Genomic DNA, 18,964 nt, shown 5'->3' with positions numbered 1-18,964 from the left:
CCGCGGCTCAGGGGGAAACCGTGACGTCGCGCGAGCCGGGCATGTTCTGCCTGGTCCTGCACTCGCACCTGCCGTGGCTCGCCAACCACGGCCGCTGGCCGGTCGGCGAGGAGTGGCTGTACCAGTCGTGGGCAGCTACCTACCTGCCCGTCACCGCTGTGCTCCGCCGCCTCGCCGCCGAGGGGCACTCGCGGATGCTGACGCTCGGCGTCACCCCGGTCCTCGCGGCTCAGCTCGACGACCCGCACTGCCTCGACGGGATGCACCACTGGCTCGGCAACTGGCAGATCCGCGCCCACGAGGCCGCGGGGATGCCGTCGGCCTCGCACAAGGAGCTCGGCGCGCGCGAGCACCGCGCGTCCGCGGCAGCCCTGGCGGACTTCGAAACCCGTTGGCGCCACGGCGGTTCCGCCGTCCTGCGGGAACTGATCGACGCCGAGGCGATCGAACTGCTCGGCGGTCCGCTCGCGCACCCGTTCCAGCCGCTGCTCGACGAGCGGTTGCGGGCGTTCTCCCTCACCGAGGGCCTCGCCGACGCGCACGCCCGCTGGGGCCACAACCCGGCCGGGATCTGGGCACCCGAGTGCGGCTACACGCCCGGCATGGAACGCGGGTACGCCTCCGCGGGCGTGTCGCACTTCATGGTCGACGGACCCGCGCTGCGCGGCGACACGTCCGCCGGTCGGCCGGTCTGGGGCTCCGACGTCGTCGCGTTCGGTCGCGATCTCGAGGTGAGCTACCGCGTGTGGTCGCCGAAGACCGGGTACCCCGGTCACCCGGCCTACCGGGACTTCCACACCTACGACCACGACACCGGGCTCAAGCCCGCCCGGGTCACCGGGCGCTCGGTGCCGTCGGAGAAGAAGGCGCCGTACGACCCCGAGTCGGCGGCGGCCGCCCTCGACAAGCACGTCGACGACTTCGTCGAGACCGTGCGCCGACGACTGCGCAGCGAGTCCGATCGCATCGGCAAGGGCGCCCTCGTCGTCGCCGCGTTCGACACCGAACTGTTCGGGCACTGGTGGTACGAGGGCCCGCAGTGGCTCGAGAAGGTGTTGCGCGCCCTTCCCGAGGCCGGCATCCGTGTCGGCACCCTCGCCGACGCCCGCGCCGCCGGTTACGTGGGCGAACCGGTGGAGTTGCAGGACTCGTCGTGGGGGTCGGGCAAGGACTGGCGGGTGTGGGCCGGAGACCAGGTGCAGGACCTGGTCCAGCTCAACGCGGAGGTCGTGCAGACCGCGCTGGACACGATCGACAAGTCCCGCGACGCGAATCCGGGCAGACCGGAACTTCGCAATCGGGTCCACGACCAGATGTTGCGTGAGACGCTGATGACGGTCTCCAGCGACTGGGCCTTCATGGTCAGTAAGGATTCGGCGGCGGGATACGCCCGCGACCGGGCCCACAAGCACGCCCACGCGCTGCGGGAGATCGCCGACGCCGTCGCGTCCGGCCGCGACGATCTCGCACGACGTCTAGCGGACGGGTGGAACGCCGCCGACGGCCTCTTCCCCGCACTCGACGCGCGGCGCCTGCCCGGTCGCCGGACCGAAACAGCCGCATTCGCTGGGAGCGTGTGATGAAGATCCTCATCGTGTCGTGGGAGTACCCGCCGGTCGTCGTCGGCGGGCTGGGGCGGCACGTCCACCATCTGGCGACGGAACTCGCCGCGGCCGGCCACGAGGTGGTCGTGCTGTCGCGCCGGCCGTCGGGTACCGACGCGTCGACGCATCCGACGTTCACCGAGATCGCCGACGGAGTGCTCGTGGTCGCGGTCGCCGAGGATCCGCCGCACTTCATCTTCGGCGAGGACATGCTGGCGTGGACGCTCGCCATGGGTCACGCGATGGTCCGCGCCGGCGTCGCACTGGCGAAGGAGGGCATCGGCGCGGGCTGGCAGCCCGACGTCGTGCACGCCCACGACTGGCTGGTGGCGCACCCCGCCATCGCACTGGCCGAGTTCTACGACGTCCCGCTGGTCTCGACGCTGCACGCCTCGGAAGCCGGTCGGCACAGCGGCTGGATCTCGGGCCGGATCAACCGCCAGGTGCACTCGGTGGAGTGGTGGCTGGCCAACGAGTCCGACTCGATCATCACGTGCTCGGCGTCGATGCACGACGAGGTCACCGAGCTCTACGGCCCGGAGCTGCCGCCGATCACCGTGATCCGCAACGGGATCGACGTCACCACCTGGAGCTTCCGGCCCCGCGCGCCGCGGTCCGGGCCGGCGACCCTGCTGTACGTGGGACGACTCGAGTACGAGAAGGGCGTACAGGACGCGATCGCCGCGCTGCCGCGGATTCGGCGCAGCCACCCCGGCACGACGCTCGCCGTCGCCGGTGAAGGCACGCAGTTCGAGTGGCTGCAGCAGCAGGCCCGCACGCATCGGGTCGCGCGTTCGGTGACGTTCCTGGGCAACCTCGACCACGAGGAGCTGCTCGGCTGGCTGCACGGAGCCGACGCGATCGTCCTGCCCAGTCGATACGAGCCGTTCGGCATCATCGCGCTCGAGGCGGCCGCCGCGGGCACCCCGCTGATCGCCTCCACCGCGGGCGGGCTCGGCGAGGCCGTGGTGGACGGGGTCACGGGCCTGTCGTTCGAGCCGGGCGACGTCGACGGACTCACCTCGGCGGCGCGGGAGGTGCTCGACGATCCGGCCGCCGCGCAGCGGCGTGCGGTGGCCGCACGAGAGCGTCTCACCGCAGACTTCGACTGGCACAAGGTGGCCGAGGAGACCGTGCAGGTGTACGCCGCCGCGAAGCGACGGGTGCGGCATCCGCTGGCGCGCCCGCAGATTCCGGAGCGTCCGCTGCCCGGTCGGTAGCGGACGCCCCGTTCACCGAGCGATCAGGCCTGACTGCCGGCGCCGGTCCCGTTCACCGCGGGGGCGGCGTCGGCCCCGTTCGAGGCGAGCTTCTTGCGCGCGATGTCCTCCAGCGCCGCGATGTACTTCGCGCGGTCCGCCGCGCCGGCCTCCCAGTCGGCCCTACGGTTCTTCACCGCCTTCGCGGGCGAGCCCACGGCGATGCTGAAGTCCGGGATGTCCCCCTTGACCACGGCGTGGGCGCCGAGCACGCAGCCACGACCGACCCGGGTGTTGCGCAGCACCGTCACCTTGGCGGCGATCCAGGTGTCGGGTCCGATCCGCACCGGTCCCTTGACGATGCCCTGGTCCTTGATCGGCACGTCGACGTCGTCCATGCGGTGGTCGAAGTCGCAGATGTAGCACCAGTCGGCGACGAGGGTGGACGCGCCGATCTCGATGTCGATGTAGGTGTTGACGACGTTGTCCTTGCCGAAGACGACCTTGTCCCCGATCCGCAGCGAACCCTCGTGGCAACGCAGCGCGTTGCCGTCGCCGATGTGCACCCACTTGCCGATCTCCATGCGGGACAGGCCCGGCGTGGAGTGGATCTCGACGTTCTTGCCGAGGAAGACCATGCCGCGGGTGATGATGTGCGGGTTGGCGAGTTTGAACTTCGCCAAGCGGTAGTAGCGGACCAGGTACCACGGGGTGTACGCCTTGTTCGCGATCACCCACTTCAGCGAGGCCACCGTCAGGAAACGGGCCTGTTCACTGTCCCGACGTCGCGATCCGCGCCACCTCGAGCGCAACGGTGCGCCCCACATGCTCGTCATGACACGTAAGCCTACGGACCGCGACTGTGCGCCCGGTCACGTGCCCCGTGGGTCGCCCGTCCCGTGGTCGTCAGGTCGCGGCGCGGCGCCCCACACCGTGGCGGGCGTCCCACGAGTGACGGGTCCACCGCGGTGCCACGAGAACCTGGTGTCGGCGGGCACGGCGCCGGCGCATCGACCGCAGCCACTCGTCGTCGTGCGCGACGACGTACGCGATGAGCGCCCCGACCGCCGCGGTGATCACCATCGCGACGACCGAGACCATGACCAGTCCCACCGCCGCGGCGACCCCCACCACCAGGCCACCGGTGACTGCCCGTCCCGCGGCGGGGGTACCGAGGAGGAAGTCGTCGGGCCCGGAGCCGGCGAGGCTGTCAGCGGATGCGTCCGGGTCCACCTCGGAACGGCTCTCGGCGACAACGGATTCGGGCGGCGGACTCGTACCCTCCCGGGGATCCGATGTCGGGGCGTCTGCCTCGATCGTGACTGATTGCCGCACGTCGACTTCGGATTCTGTCCGCACTCCCGGCTGCATGAATCCATTAGACACAATTCCGCAGCGCGTGTCGCGACCGAATTCGATAAACGATCTGCAACGATCGTCACCCGCGCGAATTGCATGCGTGGCGTTTTCCACTATCGGGCATTTCAACCGTTCAGGGCACTTTCCACGCTGACGCACGGGAGCGCATGGGCCTCGGCGACCGGCGCATGCGTCACCTGCCCCGACCAGGTGTTCAAACCTGCGGCCAGGGCACTGTCCGCGCGCATGGCCGCCCGCCAACCCTTTTCCGCGACGGCGCCGACAAACGGAAGGGTGACGTTTACCAAAGCCCGGGTGGACGTATGGGGAACAACACTCGGCATATTGGGAACCGCATAGAAAATTGAATTGTGAACCACGAAAGTCGGGTGGTCGTGAGTAGTCGGGCGGGAATCTTCGAAACAGCCGCCCTGATCGATCGCGATGTCGACCAGCACGCTCCCCGGGAGCATCCGGGCGACCTGCTCGGAGGTGACGAGGCGCGGCGCCCGCGCACCGTGCAGCAGCACAGCACCGATCACCAGGTCCGCATCCGTCAGCGTCTGTTCGAGCTCGGTACGGGTGGAGACGGCCGTCGAGATGCGGGATCCGAACCGGTCGTGCAGCGCCCGCAGCCGCTCGACGTCCCTGTCGAGCACGGTGACCCTCGCCCCCATCCCCACCGCGACGGCCGTCGCGTGCGTGCCGGCGCTGCCCGCACCGATCACCACCACGCGCCCCGGCGGCACCCCGGGCACCCCACCGAGCAGAATGCCCCGCCCGACACCACCGGCTGTGGCCTGCAACGCATGTGCGCCGACCTGGGTGGCGAGCCTGCCCGCCACCTCGCTCATCGGCGCGAGCAGGGGAAGCGAGCCGTCGGGCCGCTCCACCGTTTCGTACGCGATCGCGGTCACCCCGCTCGACAGCAGCGCCTCGGTGCATTCCAGTGAGGCGGCGAGATGGAGATAGGTGAACAGCACCTGACCGCGTCGCATCAGCCCGAACTCGGGAGCCAACGGCTCCTTCACCTTCACGACCATGTCGGCCTCGGCCCACACGTCCTCCGCCCGATCGAGGATTCGTGCGCCCGCCATGACGAATTCGCCGTCGGGCATCGCCGATCCGATCCCGGCGCCGCGCTCGACCAGGACGTCGTGGCCGCGCGCACGTAATTCGTTGACGGCCAGCGGGGTCAGCGCCACCCGCAGTTCACCGCTCTTGATCTCCCTGGGCACACCAATTCGCATGATGTCTCCTCCGCCGGAACGGATCCGTCCTTCGAGGGTCCCACGATTGCGGGTGGGGCGGTTGGCCGACGGAGAATCCGGGCCGGGATAGTCTCGCTCCGGACGGATTCCGATTCGAGGAGAAGTGATGCGGCGTGCCCTCAGGTCGTCGGCGGCGGCGCTGACGACGATCTCGGCCCTCCTGCTCGCAGGGTGCGCCGGCGATTCCGGCGCCGAGAACGTCTTCGGCGCGGGCGGCTGGCCGGGCATGCATTCCGACGCCCGCAACAGCGACACCGCCGCCGTGACAGGATCCCGGTCCCTCGATTTCCAGTGGTCACGGCCGCTCGGCGGCCCGACGACGACGAACGCCTCCGTCGCCGCCAACGGCCAGGTGTTCCTGACCGCAGCCACCGACGCGGGCTGCAACGTCTTCTCGTTCCAGGTCGACACCGGACGCAAGCGCTGGTGTGCCCGGGTCGGACCCGGAGCCGCGCTGTCGACTCCCGTGGTGGACCGTGCCACCAACATGTATGTCGGCGAGGACGGCGCAATGCTCTCGTTCGACGAGCGCGGCCAATTGCGCTGGCGCACACCGGTCACCGGCACACCACTGTCCGCACAGTTCACCGGTGACGGGAACCTGCTGTTCGTGACGCAACTCGGGCAGGTGAACGTCGTCGATCCGCAGACCGGCCGCACGGTGGCGGCGCCGTACGACCTCATCCCCCCGGCGTCGTACCCGCAGGGCGCGAACATCGATCCCCTGCCGAACGATCTGGGCGTCCAGGACTGCTTCGCGGGCGGGCCGCTGTGCCCGGTGGCGACGTCCCCCGCGATCGACCTCGACAACGGACGCATCGTCGTCACGTTCTGGCGCCCCGGCGCTCCACAGGCCGACCTGGTGGCTCTTCGATACGGCGACGGCGAGCGACCCCGAATCACCGAGGAATGGTCCACGAGCACCCTCGCCGCCGGCAGCGCATCTGCGCCGGTGCTGTCGAGGGACGGAAAGACCGTGTACGCCAACGACAACGCCGGACACCTGTGGGCGCTCGACGCCGAGTCCGGCTCCGTCAGGTGGCAGTACGACCTCGGCTATGCGGTACGCGGCGGCCCGTCCGTCTCCGGCAGTGGGGCGATCATCCCAGCGGGCGCGGAGAACGGCCGTCTCCTGGCCCTGCGCGACCGCGGCGACCGCGCCGAGGTGCTGTGGGAACGCGCCGACGTCGTGCAGCGCGGTGCGCCCGCCCAGACGTCCGGCTCCACCGCATACACCGTCGTCCGGGACGGCGACAACGGCCTGGCCCTCCTCACCTTCGACACCGCGTCCGGGGAGACACTCGACCAGGACGCGCTGCCCGGGGCGTCCGGATCGACCGCGGGGACGTCCGTCGGACCCGGCGGCGAGGTACTCACCCCGACGCTGATCGGCGAACTGTTCGTCCTGAAGTAAGGGTCAGAGCCGGGCAGCGCACACGAAGGCGACGGGCGTGCGGCCGATCCGGGTGAGCACCACCGACAGTGGCGTGGTGCCCCGCAACTTCAACCGCGGCCGCAGCACGGCGGGATCGATGTCGAGTCCGCGGACGAGGATCTCGGCCGAACCGCAGTCCCGCGCCGCCAGCTCCTGACGCAACGCCTTCTCGGTGTACTTCAGCCGCGCCAGCACCCGGAACCCGCGCACCCCGTCCGGCACGCTGTCGCCCGTGAGGTAGGCGATCCGCGGATCCAGCTGCCACAGCCCGTGCCGCGCCGCGTAATGGCGCACCAGGCCCGCCCGCACCACGGCGCCGTCCGGGTCGACGATCCACTCCCCCGGCTCACGCTCGGGGATGTCGTCGGATTCGGCATCGGTGACCTCCCACGACGAGCCGTCCGACCGCAGGACGGTGGCCCGCCGCCGCACCCCCGCGCCGGCCAGTCCCGGCGACCACAGGCACGCCTCCCGCACGCCGCCGTCGAGCGAGACGACCTCCACCTCGCCGTCCCATTCGAGCCGGTCGAAGTCCAGACCGGGCGCACATTTCACCGCGAGGTCCCGGCCGGCGTAGACGTCGAGCAGGTCGGGCAGCGGCGGCATGAGCGCCGCCGGATCGTGTGTGCGTCTGCCACCGGAACGGCGCGCCGGATCGGCGATGACGACGGTGTCGCGCGTGCACGGCCGCAACGCGTCCGCCCGGACCAGCGTCGCGCCCGGAACGTTGTGCGCGGCCATCGCGAGCCGTACCGGGTCGAGGTCGCTGCCGACCACCGTGTCCGCCACCGGAACGAGCGCCGACAATTCGGCGCCGATCGAGCACGTGACGTCGTGGACGCGGCGCCCGGCAAGCCGCTCGCCGCGATGGCGGGCCACCGCGAGCGGGGTTGCCTGTTGCAGTGCGTCGTCGGTGAACAGCCACGAGTCGGCGCCCGACAGCTTGGTCTCGGCCTTGCGCCGCAGCAGGACGGTCTCGATCAGCAGTCCGGCGCGGTCGCCGAAACGCGCACGCGCCCGGCCGATGTCGGCCAGGCGCGTCCGCGTGGACAGCTCCGACTCCGCCGTCCGGGTCAGCGCCGCGATGCCCTCGGCGCTGCGCAGATAGTCGACGTCGTCGATCGTGAAGTCGTATCCCAAAGCTCGTTCGACTCGGTTCAGTCGGTGGTGCCCGGCTTCACGCCGGTGATCATCACGTTGTAGAAGAAATTGCGCGGGACGACGTGCTGGAGCACCTTGTCGTCCACCCAGCTCAGCGTCTTGAAGCCGCCGAACGCGAACTTGGCCCAGCCCCAGCCCAGCTTCTCCGGCGGCACGGCGGCCTCGAAGGTGCGGACCGGCCAACCGAGGAGCGCCGCGGCGAACTCCTCCGTCTTGGCCTTGACCTCGACCGCACCGGCCGACTTCGCGATGTTCTCGAGGTCGGTGGGGTCGAAGGTGTGCAGGTCGACGACGGCCTCGAGAGCGGCGGCACGCGACGACTCGTCGAGCTCGGCCTGCGGGCGACGCCAGTCGGACAGGAACGGCAGTTTGGTGACGTTGGTGGTCGCGGCCCACGTCGCGCGACCGAGCCAGCGGGCGTAGAAGTTGCCGATCGTGCTGGGTTCACCGGCGAAGACGAAACGGCCACCCGGCTTGAGCACGCGCAGCACCTCGCGCAGCGACTGCTCGACGTCCGGGATGTGGTGCAGCACGGCATGCCCGACGACGAGGTCGAATGTGTCGTCCTCGTACGGGATGGTCTCGGCGTCGGCGACGCGGCCGTCGACCGGCAGTCCGAGGTGCTCGGCATTGCGCAGCGCGACCTTCACCATGCCCGGGGACAGGTCGGTGACCGAACCGGTCTTCGCGACGCCGCCCTGCATGAGGTTGAGGAGGAAGAAGCCGGTGCCGCAGCCCAGTTCGAGTGCCCGCTCGTACGGCAGCGGCTGGTCGCCGGCGACGGCGTCGAAACGCCCGCGTGCGTAGTCGATGCAGCGCTCGTCGTACGAGATAGACCACTTGTCGTCGTAGGTCTCCGCTTCCCAGTCGTGGTACAGGACCTGGGCGAGCTTGGTGTCCTGCAGCGCAGCCTCGACCTCTTCGGCCGTGGCGTGCGGGTTGGGCGCGGGATCTGTCGGGCTTGCAGTCATGCCGGGAATCCTACCGAATGGTAAGGAATGAACAAGTTCTAGTTTTGCGGTTCTTCCCCCCGCGTTTCGCGCACTTGTCGTCGCCTCGGGGCCCGGAGAACGACGACAAGTGCGCGAAACGCGAGAAGGGGCGCGGCTACTTGCCGGTGAACTTCGCCTTGCCGGGGCCGTTCTCGACGAACGACTCCATGCCGATGGTGCGGTCGGCGGTCGCGAACAGCGACGCGAACAGGTGCTGCTCGATCTTCAAGCCCGTTGCGAGGTCGGTGTCCAGGCCCTGGTCGATCGCGGCCTTCGCGGCGGCGATCGCCCGGCTCGCGGCACCGGTGAACTGCGACGCCCACGTACGCGCGGCGTTGTAGACCTCGTCCGGTGCGACCATCTCGTCGATGAGACCGATCGCAAGGGCCTCCTCGGCGCCGACGAAGCGACCCGTGAAGACCATGTCCTTGGCCTTGGCGGGGCCCACCAGGCGGGCCAGACGCTGCGTGCCACCGCCACCGGGGATGATGCCGAGCAGGATCTCCGGCACTCCGAGCTTGACGTTGTCGCCCGCGATCCGGCGATCCGCGCCGAGGGCCACCTCGAGGCCGCCGCCGAGCGCGTAGCCGGTGATTGCGGCGACCGTCGGCTTCGGGATGTCGGCGATCGCGCCGAGCGCCGACTGCAGGTCGGCGATGATCTCGCTCATCTGCACGAAATCGAGCTCCGCCATCTCCTTGATGTCGGCGCCCGCGGCGAACACCTTCTCACCGCCGTACACGATGACGGCCTTCACCTCCGGATCGACCGTCGCCTGACGCGCAGCCGCCCGAATCTCCTCCTGCACCTGACGGTTGAGGGCATTCATCGGAGGACGCGCCAGACGGATCGTGCCGATACCTTCGGAAACCTCGAGAGTCACAAACTCAGCCATGCGGCTCAGGCTACTGGGCGTCACCCCCAGGGCAGCGCCCCGGTGTCGTAGTAGCCCTCGTCACCCGGGAACGACACCCGCGGCTTGCCGTCGACGAAACTCAACTCCGGCAGGATCGGCGAAATCTCCGGCTCGGCAGCGAGAATCGCGTCGACGCCGTCGAACTCACCCAACGTCGCGAGCTGACGCCACGTCGGCGGCAGCAGGACGCTGCGACGCTGACGCCAGTCGTCGACGGCCGCGGTCGGGGTGCGCCACGCCACCTCGGCGGCCTCGGACGTCTCCCCGTCGGCGTTCTGACCCTCGGGCAGCACTGCGACGAAGAAGCGGGTGTCGTAGCGACGCCCCTCCTGGACCGGGGTGATCCAGTTCGCCCACGGGCGAAGCAGATCCGCACGCAGGACGAGGTTCTCGCGCGTCAGGAAGTCCGCGAACGACAACTCCCGCGACTCGAGCTGGCGACGGGCCTCGGCGTACCCGGCCGTGTCCGCGACGACGGTGTCCTCCGTCGGGCCGGCGAGCAGGACGCCGCACTCCTCGAACGTCTCCCGCACCGCCGCGCACACGAGCGCTTTCGCGCGGGCCTCGTCGACGCCGAACCGCTCCGCCCACCACGCGGGCGACGGGCCGGACCAGCGGACGTCGGCGGTGCCGTCGGACGGATCGACGCCGCCGCCCGGAAACACCGTCATGCCACCGGCGAACGCCATACCGGCGACCCGCCGCAGCAGGAACACCTCGACACCGTCGTCACCGTCGCGCACGAGCATCACGGTGGACGCGTCCTTCGGCGCCGGAGCCGTGGACACGGTCTGCGACTCGTCGAACATTCCGGCCTGCTGCGGGGCACCGGCGGTGGGTGCGCCCGACTCTCGAGAAGTTCCCATACCGGGAACTTACGCCCCGAGTGACGGACGCCTCACCACCAGTCCCAGCGGGCGCGCCCAGCGCGCGTGTCGCGAACGGGCCGGCCGGGTCAGGCCCGGTGCCGTCCGGGATGCCGTGTCCGACGGGCGAAGTAACGGCCGTCGACGCGATCGAGCGTGATCGACTGGCTGAACGCCTCGCTGAGGTTCTCGGCCGTGATGACGTCGTCGAGCAGACCCTGCGAGACCACCCGCCCCTCGGACAGCAACATCGCGTGGGTGAAGCCCGGCGGGATCTCCTCGACGTGGTGCGTGATGAGCACCGTCGCCGGCGAATCGGGATCGGCCGCGAGGTCACCGAGGCGTGCGACGAGTTCCTCACGGCCTCCCAGGTCCAAGCCCGCCGCGGGCTCGTCGAGCAGCAGCAGTTCCGGATCGGTCATCAGTGCCCGGGCGATCAGCACGCGCTTGCGCTCGCCCTCCGAGAGGGTCCCGTACACGCGGTTCGACAGATGCTCGGCACCCAGGCTCTCGAGCATCTCGACGGCGCGCTCGGTGTCCATGTCCTCGTAGCGTTCCCGCCAGCGACCGAGCACCGAATAGCCCGCCGACACCACCAGGTCGCTCACGATCTCGTCCGCCGGGACGCGATGGGCCAGCGCCGACGACGACAACCCGATCCGGGGTCGCAGTTCGGTGATGTCGACGCGGCCGAACGTCTCGCCGAACAGGCGCGCCACACCGGACGTCGGGTGGATCTCGGCGGCCGCCATGCGCAGCAGCGAGGTCTTGCCCGCGCCGTTGGGGCCGAGCACGACCCACTTCTCGTCCAACTCCACTTTCCAGGAGACCGGGCCGACGAGGGTCGCTCCGCCACGGCGAATCAGGACGTCTTCGAAATCGATGAGGAGATCAGGATCTGGTTCCGACACAGCGACCATCTTCGCGTACCGCCCGCCGGAGGGTCCGATCGGACCGGACCTGCGTGTCGGCGGGCCGATCAGGGGATCGGGGCGATCACCGTCATGGAACCGGGCGCAACCTCGGTGAACCCGGCGTCACGCACCGCCACGGCCGCGCCGCGAGCGACTTCGTCACACAATTGGGCCCACTGCCCGGGGTCAGCGTCGCGCACCGCGCAGCGATAGCCGTCCGCGGCCCAGCGGCGCACCCGTTCCACCGGCATCGCGCCGGCCAGGATCATCGACGCGTGCCCTACCTGCGCGGCGGCCTTGCCGACGCTCATGCCGAGCGAGGCGTTCACCCACAGCGTCGGGACGCCGCCCGGCACCGGCCCGGGCTCGTCGTGCTCGAGGTCGGTGCCGCCGATCTGCAGCTTGCGGATCCGCGGGTCGAGCGCGCCGACCGGTCCCGGCACCAGCGCTCGGGCCTGCGCGCCGGCGACGTCGACGGTGACGCCGTCGAGGTCCTGCGCCGCCAGCCACTGCGCGCCACGCGCCCGACGCGCCACCTTGCGGATGCGCGCGTCGGCCCACTCCCGGAACGCGTCCTGCCACGGGCCCGGCTCGCCGTCGTCGTCGGGGCCGACCCGTTCGTCGAGGCACAGGGCGACCGTCGCGGACGCCGCCGCGGCCAGCAGGTCGCTGCGCGCGGGCGGATCGACCTTGGGGAGGTGCAGGACCATCGGCATCGCGAGGACCTGCGCGGGATCCTCCGGGTCGGGACGGCTGCCGTACCCGGCGGCGAGTACGCCGTGCCGAGCCGCGAACCCGTCCCCGGTGAGGGTCATGCGATCGGTACGCGCCGCACGACGCCGTCGACCGCGTCCGCCGCCTCGACCTCGTTCCGGGTGACACCGAGCACGAAGAGCACGGCATCCAGGAACGGGTGCGAAAGCGCGGTGTCGGCGACCTCGCGCAGCGCCGGCTTGGCGTTGAACGCCACGCCGAGCCCGGCGGCGTTGAGCATGTCGATGTCGTTGGCGCCGTCGCCGACGGCGACCGTCTGCTCCATGGGAACGCCCACGTCCGCCGCGAACTTGCGCAGCGCGACGGCCTTGGCAGCGCGGTCGACGATGTCGCCCACGACGCGTCCGGTGAGCTTGCCGTCGACGATCTCGAGGGTGTTGGCCTGGACGAAGTCGAGTTCGAGTTCGTGTGCGAGCCCCTCGATCACCTGACGGAACCCGCCCGACACGACGCCGCAGTGGTACCCGAGACGACGCAGCGTCCGGATCGTGGTGCGCGCGCCGGGGGTGAGCTGCAAGTCGGCGGCGACGTCGTCGATGACCGAGGCGTCGAGGCCCGCGAGCGTCGCGACCCGCTGGTGCAGCGACTCGGTGAAGTCGATCTCGCCGCGCATCGCCGCTTCGGTGACGGCACGGACCTCGTCCTCCACGCCGGCGCGCGCCGCGAGCATCTCGATGACCTCGCCCTGGACGAGGGTGGAGTCGACGTCGAACACGATGAGGCGCTTGGCACGGCGGGCGAGTCCGGCGTGCTCGACGGCGACGTCGACGTTCTCGCCGACCGCGACCTCCGCGAGCCCGGTACGCAACTGCTTGTCCGCCTCGGCGCCGGTGCTCGACGCGGTGACCATCAGCTCGAGGCCGGTCACCGGGTAGTCGGCGACCCCCCGGATCGAGTCGATGTTCGCGCCCTGCCGGGCCAGCTCACGCGACAGCGAGCGGAACGCCCGCGCACTGACCGGGCTGCCCAGCACGACGACGGCGTGCGTGGACACTTGCTGCCGACCCGCCGGGTCGGCACCGATCTCGACGTCGACGTTCATGCCGACGGTGTCCATCGCCTCTTCGAGCTCCTCCTGGAGCGCCTCCGGGTCGGTGGGACACGCGACCAGCACGCCGAGGGTCAGGCGCCCCCGGATCACGACCTGCTCGACGTCGAGCAGGCTCACGTCGTGACGCGACAGCGCCGCGAAGAGCACCGACGTCACGCCGGGCCTGTCCGGACCAGTAACCGTCACCAGAACCGTGGCGTCTGACGCACCCACCGAGAGAACTCCGTCCGTTCGAACTCGAACAACTCGACAATGAAATACCGCTCCCCATTCTGCCAAGTCGGCGTGAGAGCAGCGGAAAGGCCCCGCCCGTAGTACGGGCGGGGCCTTCCGGTAGTGCAGGGACCCTCGGGTCCGCTAGGACTTGGTGTCCTCCAGGACCGCGGTGGAGTGCTTTCCGCCACCGTGTCCGATACCGACATGGGCCTCGTCGCGCATGCGCTCGACCATGTGCGGGTAGTGCAGCTCGAACGCCGGACGCTCCGAACGGATCCGGGGCAGCTCGGTGAAGTTGTGCCGCGGCGGCGGGCAGGTGGTGGCCCACTCGAGCGAGTTGCCGTAGCCCCACGGGTCGTCGACCTTGACGACCTCGCCGTAGCGGTAGCTCTTGAAGACGTTCCACAGGAACGGCAGCGTCGACGCACCGAGGATGAACGAGCCGATCGTGGAGATCGTGTTCAGCGTGGTGAAGCCGTCGGTGGGCAGGTAGTCGGCGTAGCGACGCGGCATGCCCTCGGCACCGAGCCAGTGCTGGACCAGGAAGGTGGCGTGGAAACCGATGAACGTGGTCCAGAAGTGCCACTTCGCGAGACGCTCGTCCATCATGCGGCCGGTCATCTTCGGGAACCAGAAGTAGATACCCGCGTAGGTGGCGAACACGATGGTGCCGAAGAGCACGTAGTGGAAGTGCGCGATGACGAAGTACGAGTCCGTGACGTGGAAGTCGATCGGCGGGCTCGCGAGCAGGACGCCCGACAGACCACCGAAGAGGAAGGTCACGAGGAAGCCGACCGAGAAGAGCATCGGCGACTCGAACGTCAATTGGCCCTTCCACATCGTGCCGATCCAGTTGAAGAACTTCACACCGGTCGGGACCGCGATGAGGAACGTCATGAAGGAGAAGAACGGCAGCAGCACGGCGCCGGTGGCGTACATGTGGTGCGCCCACACGGCGATCGACAGGGCAGCGATGGCCATGGTGGCGTACACGAGGCCGCTGTAGCCGAAGATCGGCTTACGCGAGAAGACCGGGAAGATCTCCGAGACGATGCCGAAGAACGGCAGCGCGATGATGTAGACCTCGGGGTGACCGAAGAACCAGAACAGGTGCTGCCACAGCAGGACGCCACCCGTTGCCGGGTCGAAGATGTGGCCACCGAGGTGACGGTCGACGAACAGGCCCATGAAGGCAGCGGTGAGCAGCGGGAACGCCAGCAGGACGAGGATGCTGGTGATCAGGATGTTCCAGGTGAAGATCGGCATCCGGAACATCGTCATGCCCGGTGCGCGCAGGCACACGATGGTGGTGATGAAGTTGACGCCACCGAGGATGGTGCCGAGACCCGCGACGGCGAGGCCGAGGACCCAGAGGTCCGCGCCGACGCCCGGCGAGTGCAGAGCGCTCGTCAGCGGGGTGTAAGCGGTCCAGCCGAAGTCGGCAGCACCACCGGGGGTGATGAAGCCGGCCGTCGTGATGAGGGCGCCGAACAGGTACAGCCAGTAGCTGAACGCGTTCAGACGCGGGAACGCCACGTCGGGGGCACCGATCTGCAGCGGGACGATGTAGTTGGCGAAGCCGAACACGACCGGGGTCGCGTACAGCAGCAGCATGATCGTGCCGTGCATCGTGAACAGCTGGTTGAACTGCTCGTTCGAGAGGAACTGCAGGCCCGGCACCGCGAGCTCGGTACGCATCAGCAGCGCCATCAGGCCACCGATGAGGAAGAACGCGAAAGAGGTGACCAGGTACATGATCCCGAGCACCTTGGGATCGGTGGTCGTCACCATCTTGTAGATGAACGAGCCCTTGGGTCCCTGCCGCGGCGGGTAAGGCCTCGCTGCTATCTCCGGGACTGGCTGGGGCGCTACGGCAGTCACTGATCCTCCTGAATGTGCCCTTGGTCGCTCCGCAGGCCGCGCTCTGAGCGCCTACCCCGGACTGGCGGAAGAGGCGATCGCTGGCTTGCGCTCATCGAATCGTAGACGGTGCTTTCGGGCACCGCGGACCGGGTCCTACTCCCTGTCGTACTCGGGCCCTTCGACCTTCGGGCCTCGAGGCCGCGAACAGGGCTTTAGTCCCCCATCGGACCTCTCGACCACCGGCCCGCGGCGTGTCGGCGCGGCGCGGGCCTCACCGCCGAGTCGTACCCGGCAGTCGAGAGCAACGACACATCCATGCTATTAAGGTTTTCCTTACCTAATCCCCTCGGCTCGTCCGTTCCACTCGCTTGGAGTTCCATCTCGTGTACACACTCGCCCGACGCCGCACCCTCACTTCCCTCGCCGCCGTGGGAGCTGCCGTGAGCATCGCCCTCACCGGCTGCTCCTCCACCGAGAGCACAGCCGATACAACGGCCACCGAGTCGACCGGGTTCCCGCGGACCGTCGAACATTTCCGGGGCGTGGCGAACATCGACGCCGAGCCGCAGCGCATCGTCACGCTCGACAACAGCTACGCCGATGCCGTGCTACTGCTCGAGTCGCCGCTCGTCGGCTTCGTCGACTACCGCGAGCAGGGCCTGCCCGACTACCTCGGCGACGCCCGTGACCGGTTCGCGGCCGACGCGGTGTCGGTCGGCAAGGTGCAGAACGTGAGTCTCGAGAAGGTGGCCCAGCTCGAACCGGACCTCGTCCTCTCGGCCGAGGTGCGCGACGGCAAGAACTACGAGGCACTGTCGGCACTGGCACCGACGGTCTTCTCCCAGTCGACCGGCCCCACGTGGAAGGACAACATCCGCCTCGTCGCGAAGGCACTCGGCAAGGAGGATCTGGCCGAGCAGAAGATCGGCGACTACGAGGCCCGCGCCAAGGCCATCGGCGACGAGATCAACGCCAAGGCGAACAACCCCACGGTGTCCGTCGTGCGATTCGCCGGCGAGCCGACCGCTCGCCTCTACCGGACGACGTCGTTCAGCGGCATCGTTCTCGCCGACGCCGGACTCGCCCGCCCGGCCAGCCAGCAGGCCGACCCCGCCGACGCCGGCAGCATCATGAACTCGATCAGCCCTGAGCGCCTGGCCGACGCCGAGGCCGACGTCATCTTCGTCGCGACGTACGAGGATCCCGAAGGCAAGTCGATCAAGGCCGCCGAGGCGTTCCGCCAGAACCCGCTGTGGGGAACGCTGAAGGGGCGCATCGTCGAGGTCGACGACGCGATGTGGATGACGCCGGTCAGCATCCAGGGCGCGCACAAGATCCTCGACGACCTCGCCGAGGCCTTCGGCGTCGACCCGCACAACGGCTAACCTGAGGCGGCCACACGCCGCGCTCGCCGAAGAGGAAGTCGTCGCATTGTCCAGTGCCCAGCCCGTCAGATCTCGCCGTATCGCCGCCGTCGCGCTCGCGACCGTGGCGCTCGTGGGACTCGCCGGCTGCGGTAGCGGCACCGCCGACGACGCGAGCACCATCGTGCGGACGACGACCAAGATCGCCGGTGCCGGTGTCGTGAACGTCGAACGCGACACCGGCAACGCGTGCGCGGAGCCCTCGCCCGCCGACCCGGGCGCAGCCGACCCGCAGCGGATCGTCGTCCTCGACACCGCCGCACTGGACGCGGTGTGCGCGCTCGGCCTGCAGGGCCGGGTCGTGGGCACCGTAACCCCGGACGGCGCCGACCGGCAGCCGTCGTACCTGGGTCCTGGCGTCGCGGCGCTGCCCGGCATCGGACCGGCCGGCGCCCCCGACGTCGATCTCGTCGCGAAGTCCGCCCCCGACCTGATCGTCGGAGCCGCGCCCGCGGATCCGGTGCTGGCCGATCGACTTCGCGCACTCGCGCCGACTGCGTTCGTCGGCGCCGACGCCGTCTTCTGGAAGAACCGCTTCCTCGCGACCGGTGAGGCGCTGGGACGCTCCGGCGCGGCCCGGCAGGCCCTCGACGCCTACACCGCCGACGCGGCACGGATCGGGAACGATCTCGCTGCCCAGCAGACGCAGGCGTCGGTAGTACGGTTCGGCGCCGATTCGCTCGCGATCACGGGGCCGGGCAGCTTCTCGGGCCAGGTCCTCGCCGACGCGGGCGTCCAGCGACCGGCCTACCAGCGCCTCGAGGTCGCGGCCGAAGAGATCGACGATCTCGGTACCGCGGAGGGCGACGTGATCTACGTCAGCTTCGACGGCCCGGACGGGCTCGAGCACGGCAAGTCCGTGATGGATTCCGACGAGTGGTACGCCCTCGGCGCCGTCCCCGACAAGCGCGTCTTCGCGGTCGACGACGAGATCTGGAACGGCGGGAACGGCATCGTCGCCGCGCGGGCCGTCCTCGCCGATCTGCAGCCGAGCCTCAACGGCTACGCCTAGGAGTTCACCGTGCCGGTACCGGAATTCGTCGCGGCGCTCCGCGACCACGTGGGGCACGCCCCGCTGTGGCTGCCCGGTGTGAGCGCCGTCGTGGTCGACGACACCGGACGGCTGCTGTTGACCAAGCGGGCCGACAACGGCAAGTGGGCCGTGGTCTCGGGCATCCTCGAGCCCGGTGAGGAACCGGGTCCGGCGGCGCTGCGCGAAGTTCGCGAGGAGACGGGCATCGACGCCGAACTGGTCCGGGTGAGCAGCGTCGACACCGCGGGGCCGATCACCTACCCGAACGGCGACGTCGCCAGCTACCTGGACGTGTGCTTCGTTGCGCGCGCGGTGACGGGTGAGGCTCGCGTGGCCGACGACGAGAACCTCGACGTGCGCTGGTTCTCCCCCGACGCCCTGCCCGCGAATCTCACCGATTCGTCGCGGCGGCGGATCGCGGCCGCCCTCCGCGACGACGAGCGCACCTGGTTCGCGAGGGACTGACCCGTCCCCGACTCAGCCCTGCGCGGTCTCCCACAGACCCATGACGTTGCCTTCCGGATCACGGAAGTAGGCGGCGAAACCCATTGTGCCGACGGGCTGTTTCGCGGCGACGGTGGCGCCGCCGAGCGCCTCGATCTTCGCCAACGCGGCATCGATGTCGGCGACGTCGACGGTGATCACCGGACCCCTGGGTGCCTGGTCGGACCGCTGGAACATGCCGCCGCCGATGTATCCGGGCTCGGCCGGCATCCCGGACTCGGCCACCGGACCCGTGGACACGCCCGTGTACTCGAGTTCCGGCATCTCGGTGACGTTCCACCCGAACGCCTGCCGATAGAAGTTGCGGGCTCGGTCTCCGTCGTCGAACGGGACCTCGAAGTGCACTACTCGACCGGTCATCGCCGTCTCCTCGATCGTCGTC

At 69.7% G+C, this 18,964-nt stretch carries 18 protein-coding genes; 6 read left to right on the top strand and 12 right to left on the bottom strand.

Features of this window, described 5'->3' with window-relative positions; all coding sequences use genetic code 11:
- The first annotated feature begins 41 nt into the window (after positions 1 to 41).
- Entirely contained in the window at positions 42 to 1,580 is a 1,539-nt protein-coding gene (locus PSS76_RS08680) for a 1,4-alpha-glucan branching protein domain-containing protein (protein ID WP_337456150.1), read from the top strand.
- Complete coding sequence (locus PSS76_RS08675) at positions 1,580 to 2,824, top strand: glycosyltransferase family 4 protein (protein WP_337456110.1); 1,245 nt, start codon at positions 1,580 to 1,582, stop codon at positions 2,822 to 2,824. The genes PSS76_RS08680 and PSS76_RS08675 overlap by 1 nt, the downstream gene beginning before the upstream one ends.
- Before the next feature lie 23 nt (positions 2,825 to 2,847).
- On the opposite strand, the gene PSS76_RS08670 is transcribed toward PSS76_RS08675, so the two are convergent.
- The 3 genes from PSS76_RS08670 to ald all read right to left on the bottom strand — a co-directional run bounded on the left by PSS76_RS08670 (position 2,848) and on the right by ald (position 5,412).
- Complete coding sequence (locus tag PSS76_RS08670; protein WP_064078264.1) at positions 2,848 to 3,639, bottom strand: acyltransferase; 792 nt, start codon at positions 3,637 to 3,639, stop codon at positions 2,848 to 2,850.
- A gap of 70 nt (positions 3,640 to 3,709) precedes the next feature.
- The gene (locus PSS76_RS08665) at positions 3,710 to 4,138 is read right to left on the bottom strand and encodes a hypothetical protein (RefSeq protein WP_115155952.1); all 429 of its coding nucleotides are present in this window, start codon (positions 4,136 to 4,138) and stop codon (positions 3,710 to 3,712) included.
- A 149-nt stretch (positions 4,139 to 4,287) separates the two neighbouring features.
- Complete coding sequence (gene ald, locus PSS76_RS08660; RefSeq protein WP_013416633.1) at positions 4,288 to 5,412, bottom strand: alanine dehydrogenase; 1,125 nt, start codon at positions 5,410 to 5,412, stop codon at positions 4,288 to 4,290.
- 127 nt (positions 5,413 to 5,539) lie between these two features.
- Between ald and PSS76_RS08655 the strand changes: the two genes are divergently transcribed.
- Positions 5,540 to 6,847, top strand: coding sequence for an outer membrane protein assembly factor BamB family protein (locus PSS76_RS08655; protein ID WP_064059213.1), 1,308 nt, complete (start codon positions 5,540 to 5,542; stop codon positions 6,845 to 6,847).
- Positions 6,848 to 6,850: 3 nt separating this feature from the next.
- On the opposite strand, the gene PSS76_RS08650 is transcribed toward PSS76_RS08655, so the two are convergent.
- The 8 genes from PSS76_RS08650 to ctaD all read right to left on the bottom strand — a co-directional run bounded on the left by PSS76_RS08650 (position 6,851) and on the right by ctaD (position 15,639).
- Positions 6,851 to 8,008 (bottom strand): THUMP-like domain-containing protein, encoded by a 1,158-nt coding sequence (locus PSS76_RS08650; protein ID WP_022596969.1) that lies wholly within the window; start codon positions 8,006 to 8,008, stop codon positions 6,851 to 6,853.
- A 17-nt stretch (positions 8,009 to 8,025) separates the two neighbouring features.
- Positions 8,026 to 9,000, bottom strand: coding sequence for a class I SAM-dependent methyltransferase (locus PSS76_RS08645; protein ID WP_005518962.1), 975 nt, complete (start codon positions 8,998 to 9,000; stop codon positions 8,026 to 8,028).
- Between the two features lie 136 nt (positions 9,001 to 9,136).
- The gene (locus PSS76_RS08640) at positions 9,137 to 9,916 is read right to left on the bottom strand and encodes an enoyl-CoA hydratase/isomerase family protein (RefSeq protein WP_005518961.1); all 780 of its coding nucleotides are present in this window, start codon (positions 9,914 to 9,916) and stop codon (positions 9,137 to 9,139) included.
- A 20-nt stretch (positions 9,917 to 9,936) separates the two neighbouring features.
- The gene (locus PSS76_RS08635; RefSeq protein WP_022596971.1) at positions 9,937 to 10,746 is read right to left on the bottom strand and encodes an NUDIX hydrolase; all 810 of its coding nucleotides are present in this window, start codon (positions 10,744 to 10,746) and stop codon (positions 9,937 to 9,939) included.
- A 146-nt stretch (positions 10,747 to 10,892) separates the two neighbouring features.
- Positions 10,893 to 11,723, bottom strand: coding sequence for an ABC transporter ATP-binding protein (locus PSS76_RS08630; RefSeq protein ID WP_005518959.1), 831 nt, complete (start codon positions 11,721 to 11,723; stop codon positions 10,893 to 10,895).
- 59 nt (positions 11,724 to 11,782) lie between these two features.
- The gene (locus PSS76_RS08625; protein ID WP_064079462.1) at positions 11,783 to 12,532 is read right to left on the bottom strand and encodes an aminoacyl-tRNA hydrolase; all 750 of its coding nucleotides are present in this window, start codon (positions 12,530 to 12,532) and stop codon (positions 11,783 to 11,785) included.
- On the bottom strand, positions 12,529 to 13,755 hold the full coding sequence (gene serB, locus PSS76_RS08620) for a phosphoserine phosphatase SerB (protein ID WP_044991308.1): 1,227 nt from the start codon (positions 13,753 to 13,755) through the stop codon (positions 12,529 to 12,531). The genes PSS76_RS08625 and serB overlap by 4 nt, the downstream gene beginning before the upstream one ends.
- A 144-nt stretch (positions 13,756 to 13,899) precedes the next feature.
- Positions 13,900 to 15,639, bottom strand: a complete 1,740-nt coding sequence (gene ctaD / locus PSS76_RS08615; protein ID WP_013416639.1) for an aa3-type cytochrome oxidase subunit I — start codon at positions 15,637 to 15,639, stop codon at positions 13,900 to 13,902.
- A 365-nt stretch (positions 15,640 to 16,004) separates the two neighbouring features.
- On the opposite strand from ctaD, the gene PSS76_RS08610 reads away from it, so the two are divergent.
- The 3 genes from PSS76_RS08610 to PSS76_RS08600 are packed head-to-tail and all read left to right on the top strand — an operon-like array spanning position 16,005 to position 18,543.
- The gene (locus tag PSS76_RS08610; protein ID WP_037086169.1) at positions 16,005 to 17,006 is read left to right on the top strand and encodes an ABC transporter substrate-binding protein; all 1,002 of its coding nucleotides are present in this window, start codon (positions 16,005 to 16,007) and stop codon (positions 17,004 to 17,006) included.
- Between the two features lie 46 nt (positions 17,007 to 17,052).
- Complete coding sequence (locus PSS76_RS08605; RefSeq protein WP_084869305.1) at positions 17,053 to 18,057, top strand: ABC transporter substrate-binding protein; 1,005 nt, start codon at positions 17,053 to 17,055, stop codon at positions 18,055 to 18,057.
- 9 nt (positions 18,058 to 18,066) lie between these two features.
- Entirely contained in the window at positions 18,067 to 18,543 is a 477-nt protein-coding gene (locus PSS76_RS08600; RefSeq protein WP_337456109.1) for an NUDIX hydrolase, read from the top strand.
- 12 nt (positions 18,544 to 18,555) lie between these two features.
- Here PSS76_RS08600 and PSS76_RS08595 read toward each other — a convergent pair whose 3' ends face one another.
- Complete coding sequence (locus PSS76_RS08595; protein WP_013416643.1) at positions 18,556 to 18,942, bottom strand: VOC family protein; 387 nt, start codon at positions 18,940 to 18,942, stop codon at positions 18,556 to 18,558.
- Between the last annotated feature and the right edge of the window lie 22 nt (positions 18,943 to 18,964).

This window comes from Prescottella sp. D32 (genome assembly GCF_037287305.1).
Lineage (GTDB): Bacteria > Actinomycetota > Actinomycetes > Mycobacteriales > Mycobacteriaceae > Prescottella > Prescottella equi.
The sequence above is the reverse complement of the archived record's forward strand: the minus strand, read 5'-3'. Positions and strand labels throughout refer to the sequence as shown.